The sequence below is a fragment of the Aliiroseovarius conchicola genome, from assembly GCF_041403445.1.
Lineage (GTDB): Bacteria > Pseudomonadota > Alphaproteobacteria > Rhodobacterales > Rhodobacteraceae > Aliiroseovarius > Aliiroseovarius conchicola.
Genome location: NZ_JBGEHL010000005.1, coordinates 19694 through 39147, shown reverse-complemented (window position 1 = coordinate 39147; position 19454 = coordinate 19694). Strand labels below are relative to the sequence as shown.

Here is a 19454-nt window from a genome sequence, read left to right as displayed (position 1 = left end):
AAGGTTGAAGCGCTCTGGTGTCCTTTTGACGATCAAGCAATTCGCCTAATCCAGTCCAAGCCATTTCAATCCGCTGGCCGCAAAGGTCGGCATCAAGCCCAATTGCGATTCTACATAACGCGGCTTGAAACACCGCATCTGCGCAAAAACTGCACGTTTTTTGAGGTTTTTCTGCATCCTGAATGGCCAGTGTGACGCCATTCGAGAAGGAGAAATGAATGCCGAAAGAACTTATTTTGCGTGGTGTACCGCATTCGATTGCCCGCGACGGGTGGTGGTTGGCCAGCGAACCACATGGGGCGGGTGGCAATCCACCTTCGATACCAAGCTCATGGGTCGGCGAAGCCATGGGTTGGCGCATGCCGGGCGCGGCCGGCCTGATGATTCTAATTGGTTTGGGGGATGTCTTGTTCTGGGGTTATCCGCCGGGGGTCTCGCTGGTCATCTTCGTCTGGGCCGTGTTTGGCGTCGCGGTGGCCGCACGATCTGCTAAGGAAGGGGTCTATGCTCCCATGGCCCTACTCTTCGTTTTGAGCTTGCCGATGTTCGAATATGTTCAGCCTCTCTCGCTCGGCTTTCTCGCGGTGGGGCTTCTGATAGCGGTGGCCTGGTTGGGAGTTCCGCGGGGCGCAGATTTGTACTGGCTGGGGGCTGCAAGTATACGTCTACTCCAGTCTTTACCGTTTTCGGGCATCAAGAGTCTTACCGACAGTGCGCGTGGCCTGCGCGAGCGCGCGGCGTCGGGTCGATTGATTCCGTGGCTGTCGACCGCTAGCGTTTTGAGTAACTGGGCTTTCCCCGTTGGGGGAGGCATGGTGCTTGCCGCCCTTCTAGTTGGGGCAAACCCAGTTTTGGAACGCGCGCTGCTGCAAGTGTTTCAGTTCGATATAGAGTTGCTTTCTGTCTTACGGCGGATCGTATTCTGGTTAGGTCTGGGATTGCTGGTATGGCCGTTTCTGATCGCCTCAACTCCTACGGTGCGAACGCGCGTGCCGCTCCCGAAACGTATACCAACCTTGGGCTTGAATGCTGGATCCGTTCTGCGAGCCATGATTCTGTTTAACTTGTTCTTGGCGGTGCAAAGCGTGGTAGATGTCTCGATCTTATTAGGCGGCGCCAACCTGCCCGATGGTATGAGCTACGCAACCTATGCCCACCGCGGAGCCTACCCGTTACTGGTGACCGCGATGCTAGCAGGGGCATTTGCCGTGGCCGCCCAGCCGTTTCTGGGCCAACACCGCGCATTGAAACCACTTTTGCTACTATGGTTGTTACAAAACGTGCTACTAACCGTCTCTGCCTTGCTTCGCTTGGACTTATATGTGGATGCTTTCGGCCTGACCTATCTGCGTCTTCATGCTCTTATTTGGCTGGGTTTGGTGGCTCTGGGCTTGATGATGCAGGGCTGGCAGGTACTGAGGGGGCATTCGTCGATGTGGTTGCTTCTGCGCGCGACGATATTGGGGTTGGGGACGTTGTATGCCTGCGCCTTCATAAACTTCACCGCATTGATAGCAGGGGATGTTCTGGATCGTGCTGTAGATCCTGCGAAGTCAATTGGACCGGATTGGGGCTATCTGTGCGACCTCGGGCCGACAGCATCGAAGGTCATTGCGCAGCGCAAGAACGAGTATCTCATGCAGATGGCGCCTTCCCGATATCACGCGTGCTTGAATCCCAAGACCACCGTTCGGAACTGGCGTGAATGGGACTTTCGTACCGGACGCATCAACGGCTATCTTGCGAAGGAATTGGATTCGAGGACGCTGGGCTATGAAAATTCTGTTGGTGGATGATGATCCCCGTCTACGTGATCTAGTTAGCCTGTCTCTGGAACGTGCGGGTTATCAGGTGGTGGTTGCGAACAACGGACAGACGGCTTTGACCCATGCTGCACGTGAGGCCCCGGATTTAATTGTTCTGGATATAGGGCTTCCCGAGCTGGATGGATTCGATGTTTGCCGACGAATTCGAGCCCGGTCCGAAGTTCCAATCCTGTTCTTAACTGCGCGCGATGATGAAATCGACCGTGTTCTGGGGTTGGAACTGGGCGCCGACGACTATGTCACCAAACCCTTCAGTCCTCGTGAATTAGTGGCGCGTGTTCGCGCTATTTTAAAACGCACCAAGACATCAAGCCCGGCCACTGTTGCAACCCACGGCGGAATTCGCCTGGATGCCAGCACACATCGCTGTCGCTTTGATGAACGGGATGTGCCGCTAACTGCAACGGAGTTCACTTTGCTGGCCATTCTCCTCGAACGTCCAAGCCAAGTTCACAGCCGGGTACAGTTGATCCATGGTGTGTGGGGGGCGCATTCGCAGGTTTCAATTCGGACAGTGGACAGTCACCTACGCAACTTGAAGGTCAAGCTGGCCCAAGCCGGTTGTGCCGATGCGATTGAAACGGTCCATGGGGTGGGTGTCCGCATGCAGGGCGTCCATGCATGACTCGTAAATGGCGACCCAGCTTGGGCATGGTGCTGGGCGGCGCTCTGTGCGGCACGCTGATACTCTCGCTAGGAGGGCTTATCGTGTTTCGTTACTTAGGGCCCGAGATCGGGTTTCGAAACGCTGCGATCCTGATAGGTGTCTTAATCACCGGCGCGACAACCGCCTTGGGTTGGTTGTTGGTTCGGCTGTTGCTGCGCCCGATCACAGCGCTGGAACAGTTCGCGACGCAGGTCCGTTCGAACCCGGCCCAACCACAATCACCGCCCGGCCATTTCGGCACGCGCGAACTGCGTGCCACCGCGATAAGTGTAATCGATATGGCCGAGACGCTACGCAATCGCGAATCGACCATCCGCGCTTTTACTGATCACGTGACTCATGAATTGAAAACGCCAGTAGCGGCACTTAAGGCTGCGACCGAATTGTTGCAAGACGACAGTGGCTTGGCCCGAGAGAGCCGGCTTCTTGTGGGCCAGATTGCTGGGGCGGGCGCACAGATGGAGCAACAACTTGATGCAATGCAGCATGCAGCGCGGGCGCGCGAAACGCGCCATGACGGCGTCTGTACCCTGAACGATATGTCCGAGAACCTACGTCTTGCGTTCCCGTCCCTTGAGCTAGAAATCGACGACGGGGATATAGCCATCCCACTTGCACCGCGCGGCATGGATGTCGTTCTACGACAGTTGTTGAGCAATGCGAAATGCCATGGGGGCAAGAAGGTGCACATGTCAGTCAAGGCGGAGGGCACAAGAGTCATCATTACCGTGCATGACAATGGGGTCGGAATTTCGGTGGGTAATGCATCTCGGATCTTTGACCCCTTCTTTACGACGAACCGTGATAACGGAGGGACTGGCATGGGTTTATCTATTGTGCGCAACACGCTGCGCGCGAACGGCGCGGATATATTCCTTGCACCCGGAGACAAAGGCGCAACCTTTTCCATTTGCTTCGGGGTAAGCTAGCCGAGCAAGCGCCCCCGGTTTCGCGGATGTACAACGAGACGGTCAAAGCTCGGGGGTGGCCGATCTTGTCACCATTCCTTTGAGCGGGCCAAACTCGCAAATGATGCGTAAAAAGAGTTCTCCATGATAGGCTTGCCGACCAGCGATTTCGTCCCGCAACGACATTGAGTCGTTGACGGCCTATTGTGAGATCTTGGCTGCGATTCTTAGTACTATGCCGTGTGCAGGCTGTGTTCCCAAAGACCATCCCAAAGCTTCTGCGCGACTGGTCCTATTGACAACTCGGACGCCCGAAAAACGAAGACTTCATTGTGAAGTGGGAGATGTGTGTACTGCAAGTTTATGTCCACAAGGTCCCCGCGTTCCAGATCCTCTATGATAAGATGCTCTGGCAAGCGTCCCCAGCCGAGGCCGCGTAGCAGCAGTTTCTTTTTCATATGCAGATCGCTCACGTACCAACGCCTTTGCCCCCTTTGGACCCCGAACTCGCGGTCGAACATGCCTGCTGCATCGCCGGTGTCACTGACCAGTATCTGATGAAAGCGCCGTAGGTCTGAAATTTTGCCCGCGGTTTGCATTGTATGAATCAAAGTGGGAGCCGCGACATTGCGCATGTTGGACTGATAGATTGGGAAGTGTTCGAACCCTTGCTCTTCCAGCAATATCGGGAGCATCGGTGCAATGGCGATATCCGCTTCACCATTCTTAATCAGGTTTGTTGTTCCAGACAGAATCTCTGTGCGCAATACAACCCGGGTTTCAGGATAATTGTTCTGTACCTCGCATAATGCCGGCAACAAAGCGTTCAGGTCGGTGTTGTCATCAACCGCCACGACTATCTTTTCCTCGTTCCCTCTTTCGAAGTGCCGCACCAGCTGCGTTAGGTCATCGGCCTCCGTCAGGACGCGTAAAGACTGTAGGTATACGCGCCGCCCAAGTTCAGTGAGCTCCAGACGGTATCCAGTTCGATCGAACAGCTCCTTCCCGATCTGAAACTCCATCGCCTTTAAGGCCTGACTTATCGCCGGTTGCGTTTTGTTCATACGCTCAGAGGCAGATTTTACCGAACCGGTTTCGACAACCGCTTGAAGGACTTTTAGTTGTTCGATCTTCACGATTTGCTCCGATCAATACTTAAATAGAACTTATGTTCTTTTACACAAAATATAAATTTTAATCAATCATCATCGGATCTAAATCATCCTCAACACGCACTCGTTGAGGAAGAAAAAATGTCTAAACTGAATATCAAATCCGCATCCACTTGGGGTCTGACCGGGCTGCTCGCAGCCGTTTTTGTGGCCGCAGGCACGTCCAAAATCCTGGGCGTTGAGCAAACCGTTCTGCCATTCGAGCGCATGGAAATACCTTCCATGGCTATCTTGGTTGGCTTGCTTGAGATCGCTGGGGCCATTGGCCTATTCATACCGCGTCTCCGCTTTCTAGCGGCGCTTGGTCTTTCGGCGACAATGGTCGGCGCCGCCGGCTACCACCTCACCCTTGATCCAGAACAGGCCGTGGTGCCCGCGCTCGTACTGCTTGTGTTGACCGGTCTTCTGACTTGGATCCGCAGACCCCAATCCACCTTAGCCGCAATCTAACCGAACTTGAGGAGACCGCTATGAAACGCATCGTTGCGACATCGACCGCGCGACCCGAAAAACTTGGCGCACTGAACATCGTTCGGGCCCTGCCAAATTCACAAACAAGTGGCGTCGGGCCGATAATCTTTCTGGACCATATCTCGGAAACAAAATTGGTTGCAGGGCAAATGCCCCCTCCCAACGGATCATTCGCACACCCGCATAAAGGCATCGCGACATTCAGTTATCTGTTGAAAGGCGAGGTTGTTCATTTCGACAGCAATGGCGGGCACGGCACCGTCAAAGCAGGAGGGGTTCAGTGGATGAACGCGGGCAATGGCATTGTTCACGATGAAGGTATGCCGAAAAGCCTGCGTGAACAGGGCGGCGATTTCCACGCCTTCCAGTTTTGGGTCAACCTGCCTGCCAAGAACAAAGCAGAAGCCCCCGGATACATGCCACTTCAGGCCGAAGATCTGCCTGTAATCCCGCTGGATGGTGATGTGGGCACGCTTAAGGTTTTGCTTGGCGAATTTGCTGGGAGGACCTCACCCATTCCGGCCTTCACTGACCAGTTCATTTGGCACATCAATCTCAAGCCGGGGGCTTCGCTGTCCTTGCCAACCACCGATGGCAATGAGTACGGAGGCTACCTTCCTGAAGGGAGGGCCGTCATCAGTCAGACTGAGGTGGCTGCACGTGAGTTCTTTGCCTTCGGCAGTGATGACAGTGGGATTGTGATCCACAACCCAACGTCCGACGCAATCGATGTGATGATTTTCGGCGGAGAGCCGTATCGGGAGCCTGTGGTTTCCCACGGCCCGTTTGTCATGAACACCGAAGACGAGATTCACCAAGCCTACGCAGATTTTCGCGCCGGAAAGTACGGCACCATCGACTATCACGGTCAATCCGTCTGACCGGCTGGCCGCCATTCCTTCAACACCTTGGAGAACTTAAAATGAGAAACCTTCTCTTATCTACAATCGCATACGGCGCGCTCGCAACATCGCCAGCATTGGCACAACAGACAGCTGATCTGATCATTCACAATGCCCTTGTGACCACTCAGGATACCTCGATCCAAGATGCAACGGCTGTCGCCGTTGTCGGCGGTCGTGTCGAAGCCGTTGGAACCAATAGTGATGTGTTGGAGCTGGCTGACGATGACACGTTGGTCATTGACGCAGATGGACGCAGGCTGATCCCGGGTCTGAACGACGGCCATGTCCACGCCATTATCGGCGGTATGTCTTACGCATTGAATGTCCAGTGGGACGGCGTGCCAACCTTGAGCCGCGCGCTGGAAATGCTGTCTGAACAAGCCAAGCGCACACCGCAAGGCCATTGGGTAAAGGCGATCGGAGGCTGGTCCCCACATCAGTTCGAAGAGGGTCGCTATCCGACCATGGAAGAGCTGAATGCCGCTGTTCCTGATCACCCATTTATGGTGCAGCACGCCTATAACGTCGCCTTCCTGAACGAACAGGCGCTGGCGATTTTGCAGGAACATGCCCCTTTTGTATTCACGCATGTGCCCCAGACACGTTGGGAAACTGATGCAGACGGGAACTACACGGGTGCCGTGTATGGTGAACCAGCATCGTGGATATTCTGGATCCTCGAGGCGATTGTGCCGCAAACGCAGGGCGAAGAGACGACCCGTTCCATGCAGCACATGTTTCGCGACATGAATCGCTTTGGAATAACCTCAGTTTCTGACGGAGGAACGGTTGAGACACACCCGCATTCTGAACGCACAAAGTCAGTCTATGACGCCGATAAATCAACGGTTCGCATCTCTTTCATGGAGATCCCATCGAATGGGATGGAGGCGTCAATCGAGACGATGAAAGATGATCATCCGCTTGCGCCGGGTCAGAACCTGCATCACGACCTTGAACATGGCTTTCAGTTCGAAGGCATGGGTGAGTTGTTATTCGCAAGCCTTGAAACACTGCAGTCCATCTCGGATTGGGAAAACTTCACCCAGCCAATCTATTCACCCGATCCTGATGTCATCCGTGAACAGATGTATTCCGACGTAAGCAAACTGGCAGCGGCCCGAATTCCGTTCCGGGTTCATGCGACTTACAATGAAACAATCTCGCCAATGCTGGATGCGATTGAAAAGGTGAATGCCGAGACACCACTGGATGGCCTTCGTTGGAGCATCGAACACGCTGAGACGATCAGCCTGGAAAATATTGACCGCATCAAGGCCCTCGGGGGTGCGATTGGCGTTCAGAACCGCATGGCGATGCATGGTGATGATTTCATTGCCACCAACGGCGAGGAACTGGCGCTCACCAGCCCACCGATGCGTGCGATGTTGGATGCAGGTATTCCAATGTCATTGGGAACAGACGGATTGCGGGCTTCGAACTTTAATCCTTGGACAGCCATGGATTGGGCCACAACCGGACGGTCAGTGTCTGGTGCCATCGTACTGGGAGAGGAAAACCGACTGACCCGCGAAGAGGCGCTTTATGCCTACACAGTCGGCAGCGCCTGGCACCAATTCCAAGAGGACGAAAAGGGGCGTATTGCACCCGGTCAGCTTGCGGATATGGCGCTACTTAGCGCGGATTACTTCACTGTCCCTGACGACGAAATCTCGTCGATCCAATCGGTACTTACGATCATGGATGGCGAAGTTGTTTATGGAAGTGGACCTTACGAAGGTTTGAGCCCTGAGCTTCCTGCGGCACTGCCAGAGTGGGCGCCCATCAACTACTTCACAATCTACGAGTGACGCAGCAACTGCGGGTGCGCGCGCGCACCCGCGATATCACACCATCCAAGAAAGAGAGTTTGCCATGCCTACTCGCATGAAACTGGTCAATTCCATTGTGATCAACGCGCCAATTGAAACAGTGTTCGATTATATCTCGGACATTTCCAAAGACCCCAACTGGCGCAATGAAGTCGATAAGATGGAGGTCGACGGACCGATTGAGGTCGGAACGCTCGCCACTGAATACTCCACATTGTTCCGACCGTTTGTGAAAACGGTCACACCGACGCGGATCAAGGTCCTTGATCGGCCCAATGTCGTGGCGTTTGAGACCGACCCAGGAGTTGACCCCTGGCTGGTATCACATCGCAGCCTCAAGGCCCTTAGACCAGATCGGACCGAGGTGACCTATCGGCTGGAAACTGACCTGCCACCTAGCGGGACGTTCGGCAAGCTCTACCTCGCGCTGATGACCCGGCTCTACGGTCCACGCCTGCCGCGTTACCTGCTGACGCTGAAGAAGATCATCGAAGCTGATCAATTTCCGACCACCTGAAATCACTCCTAAAAGGAACTCAATCATGTCCGAATTACTTCCCGGTCAAGCCGAAGCCATCACCGAGGTAAATGCTCTACGCGAGCGCGTGCAAAAGGCAGATGCAGACAGCATGGCCCTAATTCTTGGGCAAGCCCACACACATCATGCGTGGTCCGACAAAACTGTCTCCGACGCGCTGCTGAAAGAAGCCTATGATTTGGCAAAGATGGGCCCGACGGCGATGAATATGCAGCCAATGCGCATCGTGTTTCTGCGTGGAGATGCCAAAGAACAACGTCTTGTTCCACTGATGCTGGACAGCAATCAGGCCAAAACCAACGCCGCACCGGTTACAGCCATTTTGGCCAATGATCATGCGTTCTTTGAGAAAATGGACCGTACGTTTCCGATCTTCCCCGATGCTGGCGCGATGTTCGCAGGCGATGCCGATCTGGCACGCGAGAACGCAGAACGGAACGGCACGCTACAAGCTGCCTATTTCATGATGGCACTCCGCGCTGTTGGTCTTGATGTGGCCCCAATGTCGGGCTTCGACCCAGCTGGCGTGAACAAGGAATTCTTCAGCGGCACCAGCCTAAGCACGAATTTCATCGTGAACATCGGCCACGGCGACAGCGCTGGTGTTTTTCCCCGTCTTCCGCGCCTCAGCTTTGAAGAAGCGGCGCAGGTTTTCTGACTACCCCGCAACCAAAACCATACCGAAAGGAAAAACTATGACTGACTATGTAAAAGCAGATGCCACCCACATCGATTTTCCGGTGACAAACCGGGAAGAGCATTTCGAATGGTGGTATTTCGATGCCCATTTCGACAATGGCGACCACTTTGTCGTGATGTATTCGCTCAATGATACGCGCCTAAAGCCACGCGAACCCTCGGTTCGTTTGAACATCTACCCCGCCGGTCAGCCCGACATCTGGAAGATGAAGACATATTCCGAGGATGACGTGTCCGTAAGCTATGACAAATGTGATGCAACATTTGGCGAAGAATATTGCCGCGACATGGGCGATCACTACGAGATCTACACCATGATCGACGGTTATGGTGGCAAGCTGCGGCTGAAGAAAAAGAACCATCCATTCACGACCGAAGGCGTTGACTTCCCGCTGCCATGGACCGTTGCGGTTCCCTCGGGCGAGATTGAAGGCGAACTTTATAAGGATGGCGAGACCGTTCAAGTCAAAGGCGTCGGTTATCACGATCACAACTGGGGCGAAAAGAGCCTCGCTGGTGCGTTCAAAAACTGGTACTGGGGCAAAGTTCACACCCCTGAGATCTCGATCGACTACGCAATGTTCATGAACAATGATGACAGCGTAGGTATGCCGATTGCATTGGTCACAGACGCGGATAGCCAGTTGATGACACCCATTGACGCGCCCGAAGGACCCAATGCGGTCAAGTTCACAGGCGAAGTCAACGACACAATGACCGATGACAAGATGGGCTATACCTTCGCCAAGGAATTCACCCTTACAGGTGAAAAAGGTGATGTGGCCTTCTCTCTCAACATCAAGCTCGACCATATCGTGATGATCGAAAAAGGTGACCTGACCCCGGGCGAAGACGTCTACCGCTATGTGGGCAAAGAAGAGCTGACCGTGACACGCAACGGTGACACAAAGGTCTACAACGAAAGCAGCCTGCATGAGATCGTATATCTGAAGGCTTGATCTTCGCCATTACCGTATCAAACAGGCCTGGGCGCGCATTGTTTTACTACGCGCCCAGGCTGATAGTCACCCTCTGTTTGTGTTTTCCAGCCAGACAGAGGCCACCGGCGACCTCCTGACCAAAGGTGAGTGTGTGGTGCTGGATGCAAGCGAATACCCCGCAGTTATGACAGGAGAGGATACATCATTGGTCTAGCTGAACACCGACCTCAATGCGTCGGTCTTCAGAGTTGGTATGCTCAGCAGCAACGTTCAGGACCGCTCTTAGGCCTCAAGGATTTAATCAGAGTAGGAAACATTATGAGCAAATTCACTGTAACATCCGAAGTTATCAACTGCTCCATTGAAAGGGCATTTGACTACATCAGCGACGTCGAGAACCGCCCCAATTGGCAGCGTCCGCTTGATAAGGTAAATCGCGGTTCTCCTGCGCCTGACGGGGCTGGGACCTATTGGACAGAAGACTTCAAGATGCTGGGTATGACCCACGTTGCCCGCATGAGTTACACAGAATTCGACCGCCCGAACGTGTTTGTTGAAGACGCTGACCTGCCGCTTTGCACCGGACGTATCGACATGATCTTCAAAGAAGTTGATGGTGGTTGTACCCTGGCCGTTGTGTCTGACGTGAACTGGAAGGGCATATACAAATTTCTGACACCCATTCTTGTCAGGACGTTCAAAAAGATGGTCTTACAGGATCTGGAAGATATCAAACGGCTTCTTGAAAGTTAACAAGTCTTCACCAAAAGGAGAAATGGCGTGCCCGGCGTGGACCCCAAATTACAATGGATCGACTATGAATATTGAGCTTGAAAGAAATGAGACGAAGGGTCGTTACTATGTGAATTTTCCAGAATCTGGAGGAAGCGCTGAGCTGACATTTTCGATTGCCAATGCTCACCTGATAGTTGTTGATCACACAGACGTTCCAGCGGAGTTGAAGGGGCAAGGAGTCGGGCAAGCCCTGTTCTTTCGCTTGGTCGAAGACGCGCGTGCCGAAGGTGTCAAAATTGTGCCTCTATGCCCGTTCGTAAAGGCGCAATTTGGAAAATTTCCCGAGACGCGGGACGTCACATAGCATGGCACGAGTCAAATCTGTCTGTGTCTATTGAGGACGACAAAGCAGACCTTAGTGTGTCAGCTACGAACGGCAGCAAAGTCCGCGTTGTGTGAATCCGACCGACATCCAATTTCGCTGGTGCAGCGAATGACCGGAATCACGGGCTGCACCGCAGCAACGGAAGGCAGTGGTCAACGGCGGCAATGGGCCGCAAACGCGACAATTCTGTCTGCCTGGCAGCGCGCGGCGCCACGGTAGACCTTGAGCGCTAAATCGGGAAGGTTTGCCGAAGGGCGGGGATGCAACGCTTTCGATTTGTCCGGCGTCGCGGGATAGCGCGGCCAGATGTAGGAGTTGGATCACGCGATTTTCTCCCATGGCGGGTTGAGGGACTTGGCGTTTGGCTGCGGGTAAAGGATTCGATAACATTTATTGTGTCGCCGCATTCCAGGCAGGCCTCGCGGCCGGTCGTATCATCGGAGTCGTCGCGTTCGCTCTCTTCTCGCATCAGTTCGGGTTCCCGATCCACGCCGAGCATGCACTCGATCATTGCTATCCTGGCACGGCATATGCCCTTGGTGAGGAACCAATGTGGCGATGGCCTGCCGGGGGACGGAGAAACAGAGCCCCGCAAGCAGATTCCATGTGTTTGTTCTTCAAAATGCCAGCCCATCCCGCTTGACACGCAACTGATTAAGCAGGGTGCGCTCGTCCTCGTTCAAAGCGGCCAGATCGGTGGGATGAGCGGTTTCCATTACCGCGAGGATGGATCTGCCATCTAGCTTCGTGGCCGTTGTCCGGCGAGCCATCACGCGGGCGATAGCTGGATAATCACTGAGCTGATAATGCTGATGGTGCAATACACGCGGGCTCGCTTCGGCTAACCGTTTTTTGTAGTGAGCCACCTTCGATGAGGACGGTTCCGAGACAGCCGGTTCGCCGAGAACGTAGTATCGGCTTATCGTCCGCGCCCACTTTTTGTCCTGATCGAGTGCCAGAAGGGGCGAAGTGACGATCCGCTGATCAAATAGAATTGGGTGACCTGTCACCTCCCCCCTGAGGCGTGTTGAGTTCCGGTCTGTTACTGTCCGCCAGCGCTCCAACCGAGGAGCGATCGCCAGGTTGGAGGGCGAGGGGTTGAGGGAGTCGTTCATTTTAAGTCACCGATGTGCATTCCAGAGTAATCAGTCGGTCATTTCGATGTCATCGGGCCACATGCGGTGCACCGTCTTAAGGCCTGAGCCTTCATCTATCATTTTGGGCTAATTTTGTCACCTGACTTGGCGCTCAATTTACCGCTATGACAATACCTAATTTCAGAAGTCGGGCGTACAGTAAAATTCTGACATCGGCAAAATCACGGGGAATGGGAAAAAAAGTTGGTCGAATTCCAGCATTTGAGTTGACAGGTGGTCGTCGCGTGTTCCATCTGCATGTCTCTTTGGCCACTCCTTGGTGGTTACGATGAGCCAGAAACACTCTCTTATCAAATCACCCTGTTAGACCCATAGGCGCTGACGTCAAACACTGATGTGTTCGCGCAGATGCCGTTAATTGAAGCGGTTATCAGTTTCATCGTTGCGGTTCTACGGCCCCTAAATGTCAAACACTGAATCTATTTTAGACATACGCATAAGCTTTTGATATATATGAGCTAATTTTGTCCAGGGCTAGACATTGCTGAAATTCTGAATTAGTCTTTAAAAAACAACAGGTCGAGCTCAGATGAACCGACAGGCGAAAAATAAGGCTTTAGGATTAACGCGGCGCGAGCGGACCGCCGAAGATATCAGGCATGCACTTCGCCTTAAAGGCCTCACCCTGACCGATATTTCAAAAGAAATCGGCTGCTCCCTGAGTCTAGTCAGCAAGGTTGCGTTGGGAGACAGGAAAACGCCTTTCGTCAGAAAAACTCTGGCCACTCGCATAAACCAAAGCGTTTCTGATATTTGGCCTCCTAAACACGGAGGTTCCCCTATGAAATAACCTACATATTCTTGAGGTAAGAAGACCCTCAATCGCCGAAACGATGAGGGCCTCTGAAAAAAGGTAGTTTGGTCTCCACCTTGCTTTAGAGCATCTCTTCTTCCCCCCAGAAAGTCAACCCAATCGCGACGGGAAACCGCTGCGACCGGGCTCGGTTTGTTCAAACAAATGGAAGGAGGCATTCTCATGAGTTTGCCGAATAATCTCCTGTGCCTTGCGCCCAGGTCCGCTGAGAATCGTCAACTTTATCCCGCCTTGTCGGGCACAGACAAAGAACAAGTAATTCAATGTGTAGATATTCCGGCAGCATCGCGAAACATCCGAAACATCCCAAAGAGGTCGCGTGTCAGCGCTAGGGGAGGTCTCGTATTTCGTTCCCGATTGACGGGTGAGCTTCAGCAGCATCGTTACGAAAGTGGTGAAGAGCGTAATTGCTTTTACGTAAACGCGGCTGATCCACAGGTTGTCGATATAATCGGCCAGCCGATTTGCGTTACCTACAGAACTGCTGCCGACAAGATGAAGCAGCACAACTTCGACATGCTGTGTATCCGCAATGATGGGATGCGGGTCTTGTATGCGGTAAAACCTCGCGACGAAGCGATCAGGTCTGGGCTGGTTCACGACCTGCCTTATATCGCAAAAGCTGTACCGAGAGATGTTGCGGACAGAGTAAAACTATTTACCGATAGAAGCTATCCACGATGGTATTGTGCTGACGCGCGTCGGCTCTTTGAAATCAATCGCGAGCCGGACGAGGAAGCTGACGCTGTCGTCGGCGAGATTTCTGCAGGTCTAGAAGGCCAAACGACCCTTGGGGATGTAACAGCACTTGCAGGCATGAAGGGACGTGGCTTCCGCGCGGCATTCCGCGCGGTATTCGCCGGAAAACTTCGAAGGTTGCAGAAAGCGGGGCTGTCTGGTTCCTCCATAGTTACCCGGGGGCAAGCAGCTTGAATGCTATCACTCGAATTCCCCGCATCGAAGACGTAGACGAGATTCAATACAAGGGGCGGACTTGGCGCGTTGTCGCAAGAGGGCAGGTTGATCTAACACTCCGCACGATTAATGAGCCAGCTCTCTTCGAATCCATACGTTACGAAAAACTCCCAGCTTTGCTCGAAAAGCCGGATTTCAAACTGATCCCTGGCGCACGCAAACTGAGCCAGAATATTGACCGGAAATTTTCGACCGAAGAGCTTATCATTGATTTACCAAATTGGCAGAAAACGACCGTTTTGGAGCGCGAATTCTGTGTCCAACTCTGGCTCAAGGCCGAAAGTGCTGGCAAGGTTAAACGTGTGCCGCGTAAAGCGCGACGCTTCATAAACAAGCTGGAACGTAAGCTCATTAAATGGCTGCGAAAAAAGAACAATGGCACAAAACGCATTCAGCGTGGTCAAAGGCATACATTGTCAAAAAGTCCGGGCTTCAGCACACTTATGAACTGGGTACGGACGTATGAGAGATCGGGTAGAGTTGCAATAAGCCTCATCGACAGACGTATGAACTCCGGTTCTAAAAGGTGGCGCAAATTTACGCCGGAAACCTATGCCTTTATCGATGAGTTTATTCTCATCTACGCTTCTCCACAGCGACCCACCGCACGGTCCGTTGCAAGGCGGTGCCTCGACGCAATTGACGAAGAAAATGAACAGTTGTCAGCTACCGGGGGCGAGTTGTTCGGTCGACCTTGTTTGCGTACGATCGAGCGTAAGATCGCAAATCTGCCTGCGTTTTTCGTGTGCTGTCAAAGGGAAGGAGTTGATGCCGCGCGACTAAAGTTCGTGAACACGGGCCGTGGCCTTCAAACGCTGTTTCCTGGCGAAAGGGTCGAGATTGATTGCTGGACGGGTGACATCATGCTGTTGCTGGTCGATTCCGGCCTGGCAAAACACATGACGAAGGAGGAACTCGCCCGCGTCCCGAGAGCAAAAATGACCGTGATCGTGGCAATTGATCACTGCACGCGAGTCATTTTAGGGATGCGTGTAATTAGCAATCCAAATGGTCGTGATGCCGTCGCAACGCTGGAGATGGTCACGCGTGACAAATCCGAGATCACGAATGCGCTTGGCACTTCTCGGCAATGGCATCATTGCGTTCGGCCAGCAATGGTTGTTTCAGATATGGGACCTGAGTTCGCGAACGACGCCTTTGAAATGGCTGTTTTAACGCTTTGGTCTGCCTACGAACGCAATCCCGCCGCGACGCCGTATCTTCGCAGCGTCAACGAACGGCTCTTTGGAGTCTTTGCTCAGGATTTGATGGCCTTTCTTGATGGTCGCACCTTCGCGAACATTTTTGAGCGAGGGAAACTGAACCCCGCCGAACGTGCAGTCCTGACACCGGATGAATTGACCGAATTACTGGTTTGGTATGTGGTCGACATCTATCATCAGATGCCACATTCCGGGATCGACTATCACTCGCCCGCTTTGATGTGGGAATTGATGTCCAGCGAGGTCGGGTACTCGACGCCGCCATGTGGTCAGCATCGCCGTGCCGCGTTTGGAGAACATTTAGAGCGGACCCTCGAGGGACGCGGAGTTTTGGTCAACGGAATCCGCTACTCCAGTGACCTTCTAAGACAGCTTCACCACGACAGGCACGATCATAAAGTCGAGCTCCGTTACTATACCGAAGACATCAGCTGGATCATGGTAAAATGCAATAGTGAGTGGGTTCCGGCATATTCCCACATTAGTGGTCTGGAAAACGTCAGTGCTAAGGTTTGGTGCGCCACTATTGCAGAACTGCGCAAGCGTGGTGACGAGATCTATCGGCAGAACCTCCCTACAATTCGGCGAGCAATAAGGCACTTCGAAAACAAACTTAAAACGGTCAGCGCGACGCGTTGGATGACAGAAAAACGCACGACGGCTGAATTCATCGATCGCCAAGAGACACAGCTCTTTATGGGAGAAGAGATCATTCCCTGGGGTGACAACGATGAGGATGGCGACGAACTGCGTCACTTATACGAGGCAGGAATTCCAACAGGTATCGCGGCTGAATCAAACGAGCACATGGATGATCGACCGACCGCAATCCCATCTACGCCTCGTCGAATTTGGACTATAGAGGAGGATGGCGAATGACGGACCAAATTGCTAATGAAATCGCCGACCGTATGGTGCAAGTGCGCAGCCGTTTCATCCGTCATCAGGCCTACCAGCAGATGTGCGATCGGATTGGGTTGGTCGAAAGCCGCAGGCGCGGTGAAATCAAAGCCGGGGTTAATCGTGAGGTCGAAGGAATTGCGATCGTCGGAGCTTCTGGCGCTGGCAAGTCCGAAGCTCTTAAGGTTTTGCGCAATCGCATGAACGCCAAACAACGAAGCCATATGTCCGAAGATATCGGGTGTTTTCTGAGTATCACTAGCCCATCACCAGGTTCATTGAAATTCGTTGCAACGGAGCTTTTGGCAGCGATGGGTTGCCCGATTCAGGGAAACATAAATTCGATGAAATTATGGAGCCTGGTTCGGCATCATCTTGAGATGCATCGGATAATGTTCGTGCATATCGACGAGGCCCACGATTTCATTCAAAATCAGTCCGGTCGCGAGTTTGCATCAGTCTTGCGCACGATAAAAACACTTACACAGACACAGTCTTGGCCGGTCTCAGTAATCCTGTCCGGCACACAGGACCTCGAAAGCATGATAAAAACCAGCCGCGAGGTTGAAAACCGCTTCTCATTCATCCGGTTCGAGCCGTTAAGCTTTGTATCCCATGGCGACGGTGTGCCGATTCTAATCGAAGATCTTGCAAAGATTGGCGGCGTGGATGTTGCGGAAGACTTGACCAGTGCCGATTTCACGGAACGACTGTTGGTCGCTGCATCTTATCAGTTTGGCCTGCTCATCAAAGCCATAGCGGATGCGCTGGAAATTTCTTTGACTCGTGGATCAGCCATCTTGGAATCGCGAGACTTTCAGAAAGATTACACGCAGCGAAAAGGAGCCATTCCCGCTCTAAACCCCTTCATTACCAATGACTTTCGAGATCTGGCACCTCCGTTAATAAGCTCGGGGAAGGAGTAATGACTGCAAGACTTGGCCTTGTGGTCGCCCTCGGAGAGCGCGAATTGCCGATAATGTACATGGGACGACTCGCAATCTTAAATGGATTTGTGAGTGCCAGAGAATTTGCCGTCGCTCTCGGCATTCATTTTGATAAATTTGTTCGAAGCGACCCACCGCAGGTTTCACAACTTTCGTCTCTCGCAGGTTTGGATATGTCGTCCATGGTCAGAACCATGTTCAAGAAACTCGAGAACGGAATCGTCTCCTTTCGCAACGAGGAATTTCACCGACGTGAGCTGCGCGCAAGCCATCTTAAGGTCTGCCCCGATTGCATTTCGGAGCAATTGGACGAGCGCCCGATATGGGAGATTGAGGGTAACGCCTATTGGTATCTCTCTTTCGTGCGAACCTGCCCCAAACACAAAATTCTACTTGTCAGCGTTCATCAGACGAAAAGCGTATATGGCGCCTATGATTTTAGCCGGAGGGCACTTGATTCAGACCTGTTTTCAAATGTGCACGAGCTTCCCAGGATACATGTCCCATCTGCGTTGCAAGAATATATATCGGCGCGCTTGGATGGATGTAAGATCCACCCAAAGTTGCAGAAGCTTGGTCTCTTTGGGCTGTCGAGGTTCTGCGAAGAGCTCGGTCGCTGCATGTTGGCGGATGGGGATGGGCAATTGCCACACCTGTCCGAGCAAGAGCTGATCCACGCCGCCGACCGCGCTTTTTCCTTGGTGTTATCGGGACACGCTGCCATCGATGAGGTCTATGACGGCATGATCGCGAAATCTCGCGATAAGAACATGCGTGTGGCCTTCGCGGGCTTGCTGCCGTTGATGGCGGCAACTGGCGGGGATCAAATCGCACCACTTCGGCAACACCTTCATGACAAGATCGTTGAAAACTACCCCGTAGAAAAGGGCCGGATCATTGCGGGATTGGAGGTACAGCGCAGGCGCATTCACACCCTAGGATCAGCATGCGCAGCCTATAAGATGAAGCCATTTGTGTTAAAGCAGGCTTTGCAGATCGCTGGACACATTTCGGACCGGACAATCGCCTCGCAAATATTGATCGATGACGATGCCGTCCGTGATCACTTGCATGAGTACCGCAGCGCCATCCCTCATGCCGAGGCTCTACGCCGGTATGGCATACCCACACAACATTTCGCGGTACTTCGCCGAGCTGGCTTTATTAGTGATCTCTACCCGGATGCGCCCGGCGCGCCGATATACCGGCCAAGCGATCTCGAAGAGTTCTTTGGGGCACTCTTGCGATCCAGGAAACGGGTGCTTCCCGGCGCAACCGAGTTTTCAACAATTCCCAAAGCCACAAATAGGGCATTCTGCAAAGTCGCTGAAATCATCAGGCTTTTGCTCGATCAAAAGATTCCTGTATATTCGACCACGGGGTCTCTGAAATTTTCGGATATACGAGTAAACCATCGTGACGTGCTAGCGGCGCTCTCAGATCAAAATAGCGAAGTGGTAGGCCTGTCACTTCGGCAAGTTCGACAGAACTTGGGTGTCTGTGACAGCTCTATGTCGGCGCTCATCTCCCTCGGATATCTTCGAGGGTGCAGAACTATGACACCCGAATTTCGGAGGACCAGTACTTTTGTCACGCAAGAATCTCTGGACGAATTTGTCGCCAAGTTCATTTCCGCTCGGGACTTGGCCCGTGATTTAAAAATATCACCTCAAAGGCTATCGTTCCTATTACGAGACTTGTCTCATCTCGTGATGAAACTTCCGGAGCCTGCACGTGGTCGGTTCGTGCTACGCGAGGGCCTTGAAGAAGTGTATATGCGCGCCGCCGCTGGATCAGGTTCCGCAGAATAGCAGCCGTCGCCGCCGTTGTATCCGGAAAATCGAACTTCGGTTCCTCTGCACATCAGCGCTCATTTACGCTTTATCGGGCGTCAAGTCCATCTTGTCTGGGGGCTGTCTCGGTATGGGCCGACTCCCTCGCGGCTTCGGCATCCACAAGTTCAAGGTATGATGTCACAAAATTCAAAATGGGATGTCACCTCCTTTGCTGGCGCCTTATTTTATTGGGTTCTTGAAATTAAGAAGTGCAAACTATCATGTCACTTCAGAGTCACGTCTCACATAAACGTTCCTTTAGGACCGGTCCTCTTCCTTTTTGGGAGCCGGTTCTGTTATTGAAATAGCGGAGGCTTGCTAATTTGTTGGTGGGTGCTGAAGAATATCAATTCTCCGCATTCGGTCGACCTAAGAAACCGCATTGGATCATTCGAGTGTGCGGTGCCGCAATATAATCTCATAAAGTGAAGTTTGGCCCAAAGCTGCGGTCTGTAGCGACGGGCGTATGTCGTAATACAAAACCACAAAACCACTTTTGTAATCCAGCCGTGCGTCCTGTGTTA

Annotated in this window: 18 protein-coding genes; 16 read left to right on the top strand and 2 right to left on the bottom strand. The window is 53.0% G+C overall.

The window, feature by feature from the left end; genetic code table 11:
- The first annotated feature begins 218 nt into the window (after window positions 1-218).
- The 3 genes from V6N04_RS10145 to V6N04_RS10135 are packed head-to-tail and all read left to right on the top strand — an operon-like array spanning window position 219 to window position 3422.
- Complete coding sequence (locus V6N04_RS10145) at window positions 219-1796, top strand: DUF4153 domain-containing protein (protein WP_371170044.1); 1578 nt, start codon at window positions 219-221, stop codon at window positions 1794-1796.
- Window positions 1774-2451, top strand: a complete 678-nt coding sequence (locus tag V6N04_RS10140) for a response regulator (RefSeq protein WP_371170043.1) — start codon at window positions 1774-1776, stop codon at window positions 2449-2451. The genes V6N04_RS10145 and V6N04_RS10140 overlap by 23 nt, the downstream gene beginning before the upstream one ends.
- Window positions 2448-3422, top strand: a complete 975-nt coding sequence (locus tag V6N04_RS10135) for a sensor histidine kinase (RefSeq protein WP_371170042.1) — start codon at window positions 2448-2450, stop codon at window positions 3420-3422. Before V6N04_RS10140 ends, V6N04_RS10135 begins: the two co-directional genes overlap by 4 nt.
- Before the next feature lie 212 nt (window positions 3423-3634).
- On the opposite strand, the gene V6N04_RS10130 is transcribed toward V6N04_RS10135, so the two are convergent.
- Entirely contained in the window at window positions 3635-4537 is a 903-nt protein-coding gene (locus V6N04_RS10130; RefSeq protein ID WP_371170041.1) for a LysR family transcriptional regulator, read from the bottom strand.
- A 117-nt stretch (window positions 4538-4654) separates the two neighbouring features.
- Between V6N04_RS10130 and V6N04_RS10125 the strand changes: the two genes are divergently transcribed.
- The 8 genes from V6N04_RS10125 (at window position 4655) to V6N04_RS10090 (ending at window position 11058) form a co-directional block, all read left to right on the top strand.
- Window positions 4655-5023 (top strand): DoxX family protein, encoded by a 369-nt coding sequence (locus tag V6N04_RS10125; RefSeq protein ID WP_371170040.1) that lies wholly within the window; start codon window positions 4655-4657, stop codon window positions 5021-5023.
- 20 nt (window positions 5024-5043) lie between these two features.
- Window positions 5044-5925: a pirin family protein gene (locus tag V6N04_RS10120; RefSeq protein WP_371170039.1), complete on the top strand. Its 882-nt coding sequence runs from the start codon at window positions 5044-5046 to the stop codon at window positions 5923-5925.
- A gap of 41 nt (window positions 5926-5966) precedes the next feature.
- Entirely contained in the window at window positions 5967-7760 is a 1794-nt protein-coding gene (locus V6N04_RS10115) for an amidohydrolase (RefSeq protein WP_371170038.1), read from the top strand.
- Window positions 7761-7824: 64 nt separating this feature from the next.
- A complete protein-coding gene (locus V6N04_RS10110; protein ID WP_371170037.1) occupies window positions 7825-8298 on the top strand; it encodes an SRPBCC family protein in 474 nt (157 codons plus the stop codon).
- A 25-nt stretch (window positions 8299-8323) separates the two neighbouring features.
- Window positions 8324-8977, top strand: coding sequence for a malonic semialdehyde reductase (locus tag V6N04_RS10105; protein ID WP_371170036.1), 654 nt, complete (start codon window positions 8324-8326; stop codon window positions 8975-8977).
- A gap of 37 nt (window positions 8978-9014) precedes the next feature.
- Window positions 9015-9977, top strand: a complete 963-nt coding sequence (locus V6N04_RS10100) for a hypothetical protein (protein ID WP_371170035.1) — start codon at window positions 9015-9017, stop codon at window positions 9975-9977.
- 300 nt (window positions 9978-10277) lie between these two features.
- Entirely contained in the window at window positions 10278-10712 is a 435-nt protein-coding gene (locus tag V6N04_RS10095) for an SRPBCC family protein (protein ID WP_371170034.1), read from the top strand.
- A gap of 64 nt (window positions 10713-10776) precedes the next feature.
- Window positions 10777-11058, top strand: a complete 282-nt coding sequence (locus V6N04_RS10090; protein ID WP_371170033.1) for a GNAT family N-acetyltransferase — start codon at window positions 10777-10779, stop codon at window positions 11056-11058.
- A 638-nt stretch (window positions 11059-11696) separates the two neighbouring features.
- Here the strand turns inward: V6N04_RS10090 and V6N04_RS10085 are convergent.
- Window positions 11697-12194 (bottom strand): DUF6634 family protein, encoded by a 498-nt coding sequence (locus V6N04_RS10085; protein WP_371170032.1) that lies wholly within the window; start codon window positions 12192-12194, stop codon window positions 11697-11699.
- 571 nt (window positions 12195-12765) lie between these two features.
- Here V6N04_RS10085 and V6N04_RS10080 point away from each other — a divergent pair.
- The 5 genes from V6N04_RS10080 to V6N04_RS10060 all read left to right on the top strand — a co-directional run bounded on the left by V6N04_RS10080 (window position 12766) and on the right by V6N04_RS10060 (window position 18906).
- Entirely contained in the window at window positions 12766-13026 is a 261-nt protein-coding gene (locus tag V6N04_RS10080) for a helix-turn-helix domain-containing protein (protein ID WP_371170031.1), read from the top strand.
- Window positions 13027-13407: 381 nt separating this feature from the next.
- Window positions 13408-13983 (top strand): hypothetical protein, encoded by a 576-nt coding sequence (locus V6N04_RS10075; protein WP_371170030.1) that lies wholly within the window; start codon window positions 13408-13410, stop codon window positions 13981-13983.
- Window positions 13980-16127 (top strand): hypothetical protein, encoded by a 2148-nt coding sequence (locus V6N04_RS10070; RefSeq protein ID WP_371170029.1) that lies wholly within the window; start codon window positions 13980-13982, stop codon window positions 16125-16127. The genes V6N04_RS10075 and V6N04_RS10070 overlap by 4 nt, the downstream gene beginning before the upstream one ends.
- The gene (locus V6N04_RS10065) at window positions 16124-17074 is read left to right on the top strand and encodes a TniB family NTP-binding protein (protein WP_371170028.1); all 951 of its coding nucleotides are present in this window, start codon (window positions 16124-16126) and stop codon (window positions 17072-17074) included. The genes V6N04_RS10070 and V6N04_RS10065 overlap by 4 nt, the downstream gene beginning before the upstream one ends.
- The gene (locus tag V6N04_RS10060) at window positions 17074-18906 is read left to right on the top strand and encodes a TniQ family protein (protein WP_371170027.1); all 1833 of its coding nucleotides are present in this window, start codon (window positions 17074-17076) and stop codon (window positions 18904-18906) included. The genes V6N04_RS10065 and V6N04_RS10060 overlap by 1 nt, the downstream gene beginning before the upstream one ends.
- Window positions 18907-19454 lie beyond the last annotated feature (548 nt).